The following is an 11,745-nucleotide window of genomic DNA, read 5'->3' on the forward strand; positions in this document are numbered from 1 at the left end:
AAGATAAACATTTTGGTTCAAAAAATATTGTCCTGATATAAGTTTACATATGCCTTCCGAACAACCGTCTTTCGGCCCCAATGATGTTTGAGTTTCCCGGTTCTAAGTTCCGCTTCCAAGGGCGTAAGCCAATCGCAGCTGGCATGAGGTCTGAGTGAATTGTAAAGGATAACGATCTGGTCGATGCGTTCTTTTGCTGCCTGAAAACTTTCAAAACATTCCTCGTCGATCCATTCGCTCTTCAGAATACCGTTCACCCGTTCGGCAACGGCATTCTCATACGGATCGCCCTTTTCAGTCATGCTGATGCGAATCCCATTATCGGTCAGCAATTTCACATATTCTTTCGAACAATATTGGCATCCTCTGTCCGAATGATGGATTAACCCTTGCCGTTTTTGCTGCGGAGTCTGGTCTATGGCCATCCTCAGTGCACGGAGCGCTCCGTCCCGTTCCAATGTCGTATTCAGATCATAGCCTACGATCCGTTTGGAATAGGCATCCGTTATCAAAGCCAGATATGCAAATCCTTCTTTCAAAGAAATGTACGTAATATCTCCGACCCATAAACGATGCGGCCGCTCGAGGTCGAAACCCCGGATCAGATTCGGATATTTACGCATCCAGTGCCGCGAGCAGGTCGTAACGCTGTATTTCTTCCGACGTTTGACCAGAAGATTGTTTTCCGAAAGCAGCGTAAATAACCGATCCCGGCTGACCGGAAATCCGTCTTGTTGCAGCAAATGCCACAGTTTACGACCGCCGAGCCTGGGCATCAGTTTCCGGTAGTAACCCACCCGCTCCAAAAGAAGGGTGTCGGACAAGGATCCTTCCCTATTACGCCGTAAATGTTTATAATAGGCCTGACGGGTATAGCCGAACAACCCGCACAGAAACGACAGGCTCATTGCTGTGTGTCTTTCTTTGAGACGCTGGACTGTCCGGCTGCGGATTTTTTTAATAGGTCGATACCGTATTCTTCCTGAAGGATATCTCCCATGATCTCATAGCCTTCCAGACGTAATAAAGCCTCTTCCAAGCGCCGCCGAAGGGCTTTGTTCTCGGATAATAATTCACTGGCTTCTTCACTAGTAACGCGGGACATGATCGGATAAGGATTAGGGGTACTCACAAAGCTACAACTATTTTTCGCTTTCCAGCGCTGACCCATCTTATGAATCGTAGACATGGGAATACCATGTTCTTCGGAGAGTTGGCGAGCCGTCTTGACTCCGCTCAAATACTCCTGTAAAATCAGATGACGCAACTGACGCGGTAAATAATGACGTGATAAGTCTGAATTCGTTGTTTGCTGCATAAGATTTACTCTTTTCTGTAAACCTTTTTCAGGACGGGACATACCGGCGAATCTCAGAATATTGCCCATGGAGTGGACCTATGACGACAAAACGATCGCCATCGATTTCCGAAAGACGGAATAGCCTCCCTAACCCTTGTTCCTAACCGATAACAAACACAAACGCGATGAAAACCCTGAAAACGTTTTACCTGCTGACACTTTCAACCCTCCTTTCCCTTGCCGCCTGCAGCAAGGATGAAGGATCTGACACCCCGCAGCCTCTGACCATCGAACAAACTGAGTATACGCTCGACGCCATCGACAACCGTTCTACGACCCTCTCCTTCACGGCCACGGCCGCCTGGACACTCTCCGTCACCGGCGAAGACTCGGACTGGCTGACCGTCACGCCCGCAATCGGCACGGCAGGCTCCAAGAGCGTCACACTGACCGCCGCTCCCCGAATCACGGAGGAGTCCCGCACGGCTTATGTGGACATCGCCTGCGGAGCGCAGACCGTGCAGATAACCGTTACCCAGACAGGGGCATCCGCCGATGCGGATTTCACCTCGCTCTTCGACCCGGTCTTCGCGGATTTTCTGGAACAGGAAGACATTATTTCCGATGTGGGAAAGATCACGCGGCAAGACATGGAAACGATTGCCAGCGTCACCGAACTGGAAATTGGGAGTGGCCACAGCAGTTCCGAATCTCTGACCGACCTGCGGGGTATCGAGTTTTTCAAATCGCTGAAACATCTGGGTTTCCAAGAAACGGCTTGGACCTCACTGGATGTCAGCGGCTGTTCAACACTGACACTACTATACTGTTTAAGAACAGAATTTACGAAGTTGAATGTCAGCGGCTGCACAGCGTTGCGGACATTGGACTGCGAAGGGGACAGATTGACGTCGTTGGATGCCGGAGGGTGCACGGCTTTGGAAATTCTGAGCTGCAAAAAAAGCAGGTTGACGTCGTTGAATATCAGCGGCTGTACAGCCCTGAAAGAACTGAACTGCCGCGACAATCAGTTGGCGACGCTGGACCTCGGCCAATGTCCGGAGCTGCAGAAATTGGACTGCTGCGACAATGGCATGACGTCGCTGGATATCAGCCATTGCACGGCATTGCAGGAGCTGCATTGCTTTGACAATCTGTTGACAGGGTTGGATATCAGCAAAAACCGGGCATTGAACTACTTGCGGTGTGAAAGGAATCCCGGCAACGGACTTTCGACATTCCCGATCACGGCCTGGTTCGACAACGAGACGCGTCCGGAGAGTTTGTCGATCAACTACTTATCGTGGGTATACAATAATCGGGATACCACCATCGACTTCCGGAAGGCGGAATAACCTCACCCCAGAAACCGAATTTTAACCGATCATGAATCATACGCCATGAAAAACCTGAAATCATTTTACCTGCTGGCACTTGCTGCCGCCCTTGCCTTCGCCGGCTGCAAGAAGGATAATGGCGGCAATCCCCTTCCCGGGACCCTGACCATCGAGAAGACCGAATATGCGCTTGACGCCGTCGAAAATCGGACCGCAACGGTCGCGTTTACCGCCGCGGCCGGCTGGGCCCTCTCGGTCGTGTACGACGATGCCGAATCCGCCGCCGACTGGCTGACCGTCACGCCCGCGAGCGGTACGGCCGGCGAACAGACCGTCGAACTGTCGGCCACCCGCAATTACCGGACATCGGCCCGCACGGCTTACGCCGATCTGGCCTGCGGGGAGCAGAGCGTGCGGCTGACCGTCACCCAGGCAGCGGCATCCGACGACACGGATTTCACCACCCTGTTCGACCCGGACTTTGCGAAGGAGTTGCAGAAACAGGGTATTATTGCCGACGCGGAGAATATCACGCCGGAGGATATGGAAAAGATCGCCACAATGACCGAACTGGATGTTTCGGGAACTTATGAAAACCCCGGCACCCTGACATCCCTGCAAGGAATCGAGTATTTCGAGTCGCTGACGCAGTTGTCCTGCTACTACAATCAGTTGACGACGCTGGATATAAGCGCGAACACGGCGCTGACAGAGTTGTACTGCTACGGCAATCAGTTGACGTCGCTGGATGTCAGTGCGAATATGGCGCTGACGTGGTTGTCCCGCTCCTACAATTCGTTGGAGACGCTGGATATCAGCAAAAACACGGCGCTGACGTGGTTGGACTGCTCCTCCAATTCGTTGACGACGCTGGATGTCAGTGCGAACACGGCGCTGACGTGGTTGTCCTGCGAAAACAATCCCGGCGACAGAGAGTCGAAATTCCCGATCACGGCCTGGTTCGACAACGATACGAAACCGGACAATTTGGAAATTTACCAGGGACAGTGGACGTACGACGGCAAGACCATCACCATCGACTTCCGAAAGGCGGAGTAGCTCCGCCCTGCTTTCTACTGGGCGACGCGCCAAAGACGGTCCGGAGCACTCCGGGCCGTCTTTCGTTTGCCGACAAGGCCCCGCCATCATGGTAAGGCGAAATAGTGCTCTTCCAGCACCCGTTCGATATCCGACTCGCGGTAGAGCACCTTGCCGCAGACGCAGTAATAGGGGATCTCGCCCGAGGAGCGATACTCCTGCAGCGTCCGGCGGCTGATCTTCAGCCGTTCCGACAACTCGCGGTCCGTCAGGTAGCGTTCGCCGCCCAGCGTCGGACGGAGCGCCCCGATGCAGCGGTCCAGATCCTGTTCCATCTGCTCCAGCGTCCGGAGCAGCGACTCCGGACGTTCGTCCGTTTGAAAAACCGATTGCTTGTCCATAACCGTCCCGTTTTACGACTGGCGCCGACAGCGGTAGGCCGCCGAGGCCAGCAGCCGTTCGACATCCGCGGTTTTGTAGTAGACCTTGTGGCGGATCTGCGTGCAGGGAATCAGGCCCCGTTCGCGGTAACGCTGCAAGGTCCGTTTCTGAATGTTCAGCAGGAGGCACACCTCCTCGTTGTCGAGCCAGTGCTGCAGCGTCTTGTCCTGACGCCGGCACAGCTCCGACACCCGCCGTGCCAGCGCCTCGATGCGCGCGACCAGGCGGTCGTAACTCCGTTTTTCAACCATCATGTACTCCATAATCTTGCGCGTTTAGGGTTTCGGGAGCGAAGATAGGGCATCCCGGACCGATTGATCCGCCATCGGTGCGCTATGGCAGTGGTTGGCGTCGGTGTGGCACCGGTTGGCGTCGGTTTCGGGGGTGCGACGCCTCCCAAAGAGCGGGATTCAGGCGTGCCGTCCGGGGGTTCAGGCGGCACGCCGGGGGATCGGCATTGGAGCGGAATGCAGGCGGGGTGTCCCGGGATTCCGCGCCGTCCCGGGAGTGCCGCCCGGGCGGATGGCATCCGTTTCGGCCGCAAAGGTACCGCAGAGCCGTCGGGCCGGGGCACATCGAGCCGCAGGCGGTTTTGCCGCCGATCTTCCTCGACGCGCCAGTGCTGTTCGAGGTTTCAGCGGCAGCGGGCGAGCGTATCGGCGTCAAAAATCCGTCCCGGGCCGGGCTCCGCGGTGGAAGCTGACGTCCGAACCCGGATACCATCCGCACCGGCTCCGTTACGGCACCGAAATTCCGCTCACGAGGGACCTCCTCCGCGGTGCGGGTAGCCCTCCCCTACCCGATCGGCACCACCCACCTCGGAAGAGTGTGCTCCTCGGGGAGGCGTTCGGCTTCGCATCCACGGGCCCGGAAAACCTCCGACCTTCCACCCGGCATCGGGATCTCCATCGGCCCATCCATACTGACATCAACAAAACAGCAAAACAATAAAACAACACAACTGTACAACGACAAAACAACAAAACAGCACAACTGGGAATCAGAAGACCATGAATTCTGGGCGTCAAGACTTCTCGACGTCATGTCGTCAAGACTTCCGGACGTCAGTCAGTACTGAAGTCAGTACTGAATTCAGTCATTCAATCAGCACTGAAGTCAGTCAGTACTGACGTCAATCAGTCAGTCACTTTTTGGAAGGGCGAGCCTTTCGGGCCCTTCCATTTTGACCGGTTTTGTTCCCGAAGTCGGTTTCGGGAACGGATGGTTCGCCTCTTCAGATTGGCCGGCGAACAAGCGGGAACGGGACGTGATATTCGACCCGTTTTTGAGTCCCCGGAGCATTATATGTTCGGGACTCAGCAAGCTGTGTTTTCAGTTACGCGAAATAGGTTTCGTAACAGAAAACAGCTTGCCCGCAAGGGGGTTGAAAACTCCTCCGAAGTCGTCGTTTTTTACCGGGCACCCCGTGTGCCGAAACCGATTTCTTGGAGACCATAGGATCCTCGTCATTTTCACTCGAAATTGGCTCCGCAAAGCTCTGTTTTTGCACATTACCGCACACAAAAACGGAGCAAATCCTGCTTGGATTTACCCCGTAAAAAGGCTTGATTCGATTCAATTTTTCGCGAATAAATGCTCGATTTGCAGTTTAGTTTTGTCAATTCAGAGCGCTTTTGATGATCCGGCTACATAAAATTAGGGGCAATAATACGTGTTTACCGGCTCATCAAAAAGAGGTTTCAACCACGTATTTCGCCTGCCCAGACGATACTGTTCCCAAAAGTGTGTCTGAAGGAAGGTAAAATAAAAAAGTCTACAGATTTTTTAGATTTGTATAGGGAACCAACAAAAACTAAAAAAGGAGTAGACTTATGATGTTGACAAAGGAACAACTTTCCGAATTAATATGCAAACATTCGGAGCGGGAAAATGGTCTTCAGGATCTGTTGGAGATCTTGTTGGAGAGTATGATGGTCTCGGAGCATCGGGAATATCCCCGGGAAAACTCCGCGTCAGGAAACAAATGCAACGGAGCCGGCCGGAACATAGTTGCGGTCATGAACGTACGCTGACTTTCCGGATTCCGAGTAATCGCTACGGGTATTTTCATCCCCGGATTCTGGCGATCCTTCGCCATCAGGAGGATGAATGCGAACGCCTTGCCGGAATGCTGTATACGAAAGGTCTTACGCAGGAACAGGTCGGCGAGGTATTCCAGGATATCTATGGCGAGCACTACAGCAAGGCGAGTATTTCGCGGATGCTGGACTACCTTCGAGAAGATGTTTCGCAATGGCTCACGCGCTCTCTGGAGGCTTATTACCCAATCGTCTTCATCGATTGCGTGCACATGAAGATCCACCGCAAGCGGAGCGTAGAAACAGAAGCTTTTTATGTGGTACTTGCCGTGCGTGAAGACAAGCGGCGTGAAGTGCTGAGGATCTTCAATAAGCCCACGGAGAGCGCCCTGGGCTGGGGCGAGATGCTCACAGAGCTGCAGGAACGAGGCATTCGGAAGATCGGCCTTGTCTGTGCCGACGGGCTGAAGAGCCTGGAGGATGTCATCAGTGCGGTCTTTCCCGGAACCCCGCTGCAACGCTGTACGACGCACCTGAAACGCAATCTGCTGAGCTGCGTGCGTAACGGCGACAAAGGAGAGCTGGCCGAGGATCTGCGGCAGGTCTTCCGTACGGGGGATCGCAGCTATACGGTGGAGAGTGCCTGGAAACAGTGGCAGACACTTTGTGAGAAATGGGGGCAGGATTATCGCAGTTTTCGACGACGTGGCGAGGATCCGGCCTACAAGGTCTACTTCACCTATCTGAATTACGAGGCAAAGATTCAGTCGATGATCTACACAACGAACTGGATCGAGCGTCTGCAGAAGGATTTTCGACGGGTTACAAGGATGCAGGGAGCCATGCCCAACGAGGAGTCGGTTCTGCTGCTGATGGGCAAAACGGCCATGGATAAGAAATCCTACCTGAGGCCGGTGCCGCGAATCGACCTGGATCGGGATTTATTCCCCGAGTGAAGACTATAACACAAAAATAAGCACAACACGCCGCGGCGTGTTGTGCTGAAACCAAGAATCACTATATTTTTGCATATCTGAGGAATCTGAAGACGTCTGCACAGACACACTTTTTGAAACACTACCCAGCATCGAGCGCCAAAGACAACCCGTTTGAGAACAAAAATAGGTCGGTTCCGAGGTTCGAAACCGGCCCTTTCTGTTCAAACGAGGCGGCATTTACACGAAGCAACCCTCCTCTATATCTTCATATATAATTTTCTTTCGCTGAGGATACCCTCTAAAATATCCATATTTCCGCCAAAAAATATTGGCACTCTTTAAGAAAACTTTTGCAGAAAACCTATTCGTTCTAGCACTTCGCGTACCTTTATACTGAATCTTTACTTTAGGATAATATACAATCTCCCATCCCGCCAAACGGATACGCGTGCACCAGTCTTGATCTTCTGAATACATAAAATAATCTTCAGATAAACCACATGTAGATTCATACACATTGCGTCGCACCATAATAAATGCTCCTATAACCCAATCAACCGTTTGAACCTTATTATAATCAAAAGATCTTTCAAGAATACACTCCCGATGGGTAACAATTCTACGTATTTGTCTCCAGATAAAAGACTGAACACTTACATAACTTCGGCATGTATCTTGCAATACCCCATCAGAATCAACAATTTGAGGAGCAATAGCACCAACCTCAGGGTGAGAATCTATAAATGTCACCATTTTGTCCATCTTCTCCAAAAAGACACAATCCGGATTCGCAATAATAAGATAATCCCCTGTAGCAATCTTAAGGCCTTGATTCATTGCATAGGCAAAACCTCCATTCCGATCATTAAAACTCCAAACAAATTGATTATACTCTTTTTTTATTCGCTCTTGTTCAGTCGGCGGATAACAAGAATTAGACGAGGCTATAATTTCCACTTCCCAAGAAAAAGCTGTTTGAATCGTTTCTGTACATTTTTTCAACTCTTCAAGAGAGTGATACTCTACCACTACAACAGATATTTTCATAAACTCAAAAGTAATTTCCTAATAGAAATCTAGATAGCCTAAAAGAAATAATAGTCACCTCTTACTATACATATCCTCATAATATCGTTCATATTCACCGGATGTAATATAATCCATCCATTCTTGATTATGAAGGTACCATTGTACGGTTTTTTCAATACCCTCTTCAAATTGCAAGGATGGTTCCCAACCTAACTCATCTTGAAGTTTGCGCGAGTCAATGGCATAGCGTGCATCATGACCTGGTCTATCCGTCACATAAGTTATTAAATCCAGGTCAGCGCCTTCCGGACGTCCTAACAAACGATCAACTGTTTTGATTAGCACTTTTATGATATCGATGTTTTTCCATTCATTAAATCCTCCAATATTATAGGTATCAGCAATATGGCCATGATGAAAAATAACATCAATTGCCCTTGCGTGGTCCTCCACATAAAGCCAATCTCTCACATTCTCACCTTTCCCGTAAACCGGCAGAGGCTTTCGATGACGAATGTTGTTAATAAACAGAGGAATTAATTTTTCAGGGAATTGATATGGCCCATAATTATTAGAACAATTTGTCACAATAGTAGGCATTCCATATGTATCATGATAAGCTCTTACAAAATGGTCTGAACTTGCCTTGCTTGCAGAATATGGGCTATGTGGATTATACTTACTTGTCTCCACAAAAAACTCATGACCATACGCTTGGTGATGCTCTGAAGACGCTTTAGTAGTAAACGGTGATTCTATACCCAATGGATCTGTTATCTGAAGAGCTCCATATACTTCATCGGTAGAAATATGATAAAACCGTTTATTTTCATATCGCTTAGGTAGAGACTCCCAATAAAGTTTTGCTGCTTGAAGTAAAGACAACGTACCTAAAACATTAGTTTGAGCAAAGGTAAACGGGTCTTTAATACTCCTATCCACGTGACTTTCTGCTGCAAGATGGATGATACCATCGATATGCTTATCCTGGAAAAGTTTATAAACATTCTCAAAATCACAAATATCCATCCGAATAAACTCATAATTGGGTTTATTCTCCACATCCTTCAAATTGGCTAGATTCCCAGCATAAGTTAGCTTATCCAGATTAATAATATGGTACTCCGGATACTTGTTTACAAATAATCGCACGACATGAGAGCCAATAAATCCGGCGCCTCCGGTTATAACAATATTCTTCATAAGATTATATCTTTCTTTAAATTATGGATGCATAGACAAAGAGACTCCGTCCAATATGGAATTGTTATACCAAATGTTTGTTTAATTTTTGTTTTATCAAGAACCGAATATGCTGGACGAACCACAGGCGAAGGGAATTCTTCACTATGACAAGGTTGAATATCACATAAATTCTGTTGGCTATATTCTGCAATCATTTTAGCAAAATCAAACCAAGAACATACGCCCTCATTTGAATAATGATAAACCCCGCAGTTTTTCACATATAATCGATTAGCAACAATCCTATAAATTACATTTGCTAGATCCAATGCATAGGTTGGAGTTCCTACTTGATCAAAAACAACTTTTATTTGAGGATGTGTCGCCGTCAGATTCAACATGGTTTTACAGAAATTCTTTCCGAATTCACTGTACAACCACGCTGTTCTAATAATGACATATTGACAGCCACTGTTTATAATATATTGTTCTCCACGCAATTTAGTAGTTCCATATACCCCAGTTGGGGTTCCGGTCTGATCCTCCCTACACGGCTTATTGTAGGGCTCTTTCCCAAAAACGTAATCCGTAGAGATGTGCATCAAAAGACCTCCGACTTCAAGCATCGCAACAGCCAGATTCTTCGGAGCATCGGCGTTCAACCGTTCAGCTAAGACCGAATTACTTTCAGCTGCATCAACATTGGTATAGGCTGCACAGTTGACAATACATTGTACCTCCTGTTCTTTCACAATGGTTCGGACTGCCGCCAAATCCGTAATATCAAGAAATATAGTCTCTTGTCCTTCGACTTGATTGATATCCGTAAATATATATCGATCTCTAGAATCTCTAGAGACTATCCTCAGTTCACTACCCAGTTGCCCATTCGCTCCTGTTACCAATATCGTCATAGTCTGTATATTTATATCTATTCAAGATTTGATTTTCCTGTCTGTTTTACTTCATCTATAACTCGCAATAGATATTGGCCATATTGATTTTTAATCATCGGTTTCGCAAGATTTCGCATTTGATCTTCCGTAATCCAACCCTTACGAAATGCGATGCCTTCCAAACACCCGACTTTCAGGCCCTGGCGTTTCTCCAAAACCTCAATATAAGTACTAGCCTCTGACAATGAATCATGAGTTCCTGTATCCAACCAAGCAAACCCCCGACCAAGAGTTAGCACTTTCAATTCATTATTCTCCAGGAATTTTTGATTTACCGTTGTTATCTCATATTCACCACGGGCACTTGGCTGAATATGACGAGCAATATCAATAACCCTATTAGGATAAAAATATAAACCAACTACAGCATAATGACTCTTGGGATGTACCGGTTTCTCTTCAATTGACAAACAATTGCCATGATTGTCAAATTCGGCAACACCATATCGTTCCGGATCACAAACCCAATAGCCAAAAACAGCAGCTTTGCGCTCAATCTCAACAGCATCTACAGCATTTCGCAACAACCCGGTAAAACCTGCGCCATGAAAGATATTGTCGCCTAAAACCAAACAAACATCATCTGTTCCTATAAAATCAGCCCCTATAGTAAAGGCTTGGGCCAATCCATCGGGTTTGGGTTGTTCCGCATATTCGAAATGCAGACCATAGTCACTGCCATCCCCCAACAATCTTTTAAATCCCGGGAGATCGGCAGGAGTAGAGATGATTAGAATATCTCGAATATCAGCCAACATAAGTACTGATATCGGATAATAAATCATTGGTTTGTCATAAACTGGCATAAGTTGCTTACTGACACCTTTTGTTATGGGATACAAGCGCGTCCCCGAACCTCCAGCTAATACAATACCCTTCATGGCCTTAATCGAATTTCTTATTTAAGTTCAGGATAAAGATCTTGGTCTATAGAAAATGGAGAAGTAAAATCCTTCAATAACGGATGTTTGGTATCTTTCTCACTAAGAACGGCATTTTGAATAGGAATAATCCAATCAATTCCCAAAGAATCGTCCTTAATTGAAATTCCCCCATCTGCTTGAGGAGCATAAAAGTTGTCACATTTATATTGAAATATTGCGACATCACTCAAAACAGCAAAACCATGCGCAAATCCACGCGGGATAAACAACTGCCGGTGATTTTTTTCGGTAAGTTCTACGGCAACATGTTCGCCATATGTAGGACTTCCTCGACGAATATCCACAGCAACATCCAAAACAGCTCCTTTAACACAACGCACTAATTTACTTTGTGTAAAAGGAGGTTTTTGGAAATGCAGTCCCCTCATTACCCCATATGAGGACATACTTTCATTATCTTGTACAAAATTTATCTTCTGCACTTTTTCTTCGAACTCGCGAAGAGAAAAACTTTCAAAAAAATACCCCCTCGAATCTAAAAAGACATGAGGCTCAATAATAACAACTCCATCCAAAGAAGTCTTAATAACTTTCATAA

General features: G+C 47.9%; 11 protein-coding genes and 1 pseudogene. 3 read left to right on the forward strand and 9 right to left on the reverse strand.

Annotated features, from left to right (window positions below; genetic code table 11):
* Window positions 1-17 precede the first annotated feature (17 nt).
* Window positions 18-908: an IS3 family transposase gene (locus NQ492_RS06205; RefSeq protein ID WP_014774758.1), complete on the reverse strand. Its 891-nt coding sequence runs from the start codon at window positions 906-908 to the stop codon at window positions 18-20.
* Window positions 905-1,387 (reverse strand): hypothetical protein, encoded by a 483-nt coding sequence (locus tag NQ492_RS06210; RefSeq protein WP_259873956.1) that lies wholly within the window; start codon window positions 1,385-1,387, stop codon window positions 905-907. The genes NQ492_RS06205 and NQ492_RS06210 overlap by 4 nt, the downstream gene beginning before the upstream one ends.
* A 98-nt stretch (window positions 1,388-1,485) precedes the next feature.
* Here NQ492_RS06210 and NQ492_RS06215 point away from each other — a divergent pair, with 98 nt between their 5' ends.
* Both NQ492_RS06215 and NQ492_RS06220 read left to right on the forward strand, forming a co-directional pair.
* A complete protein-coding gene (locus tag NQ492_RS06215) occupies window positions 1,486-2,655 on the forward strand; it encodes a BACON domain-containing protein (protein ID WP_259873958.1) in 1,170 nt (389 codons plus the stop codon).
* A 45-nt stretch (window positions 2,656-2,700) separates the two neighbouring features.
* Window positions 2,701-3,696 (forward strand): BACON domain-containing protein, encoded by a 996-nt coding sequence (locus NQ492_RS06220; protein ID WP_259873960.1) that lies wholly within the window; start codon window positions 2,701-2,703, stop codon window positions 3,694-3,696.
* 86 nt (window positions 3,697-3,782) lie between these two features.
* Here the strand turns inward: NQ492_RS06220 and NQ492_RS06225 are convergent, their stop codons facing one another.
* Together NQ492_RS06225 and NQ492_RS06230 are read right to left on the reverse strand one after the other, a co-directional pair.
* Window positions 3,783-4,010 (reverse strand): helix-turn-helix domain-containing protein, encoded by a 228-nt coding sequence (locus NQ492_RS06225; RefSeq protein WP_157359521.1) that lies wholly within the window; start codon window positions 4,008-4,010, stop codon window positions 3,783-3,785.
* A gap of 78 nt (window positions 4,011-4,088) precedes the next feature.
* Window positions 4,089-4,379: a helix-turn-helix domain-containing protein gene (locus NQ492_RS06230; protein ID WP_015547120.1), complete on the reverse strand. Its 291-nt coding sequence runs from the start codon at window positions 4,377-4,379 to the stop codon at window positions 4,089-4,091.
* 1,569 nt (window positions 4,380-5,948) lie between these two features.
* On the opposite strand from NQ492_RS06230, the pseudogene NQ492_RS06235 reads away from it, so the two are divergent.
* Window positions 5,949-7,111, forward strand: a pseudogene (locus NQ492_RS06235) (IS256 family transposase).
* Between the two features lie 219 nt (window positions 7,112-7,330).
* Here NQ492_RS06235 and NQ492_RS06240 read toward each other — a convergent pair.
* The 5 genes from NQ492_RS06240 to rfbC are packed head-to-tail and all read right to left on the reverse strand — an operon-like array spanning window position 7,331 to window position 11,743.
* Entirely contained in the window at window positions 7,331-8,140 is an 810-nt protein-coding gene (locus NQ492_RS06240) for a glycosyltransferase family 2 protein (protein ID WP_083810216.1), read from the reverse strand.
* 54 nt (window positions 8,141-8,194) lie between these two features.
* Window positions 8,195-9,325: a dTDP-glucose 4,6-dehydratase gene (rfbB, locus tag NQ492_RS06245; protein WP_044054350.1), complete on the reverse strand. Its 1,131-nt coding sequence runs from the start codon at window positions 9,323-9,325 to the stop codon at window positions 8,195-8,197.
* Window positions 9,322-10,221, reverse strand: a complete 900-nt coding sequence (gene rfbD, locus NQ492_RS06250) for a dTDP-4-dehydrorhamnose reductase (RefSeq protein ID WP_083810215.1) — start codon at window positions 10,219-10,221, stop codon at window positions 9,322-9,324. The genes rfbB and rfbD overlap by 4 nt, the downstream gene beginning before the upstream one ends.
* A gap of 17 nt (window positions 10,222-10,238) precedes the next feature.
* Window positions 10,239-11,144 carry a glucose-1-phosphate thymidylyltransferase RfbA gene (gene rfbA, locus NQ492_RS06255; RefSeq protein ID WP_015547115.1) on the reverse strand — a complete coding sequence of 302 codons (906 nt, stop codon included), beginning with the start codon at window positions 11,142-11,144 and terminating at the stop codon, window positions 10,239-10,241.
* 17 nt (window positions 11,145-11,161) lie between these two features.
* Entirely contained in the window at window positions 11,162-11,743 is a 582-nt protein-coding gene (gene rfbC, locus NQ492_RS06260) for a dTDP-4-dehydrorhamnose 3,5-epimerase (protein ID WP_083810214.1), read from the reverse strand.
* Window positions 11,744-11,745 lie beyond the last annotated feature (2 nt).

Source organism: Alistipes shahii WAL 8301 (genome assembly GCF_025145845.1).
GTDB classification, from domain to species: Bacteria; Bacteroidota; Bacteroidia; order Bacteroidales; family Rikenellaceae; genus Alistipes; species Alistipes shahii.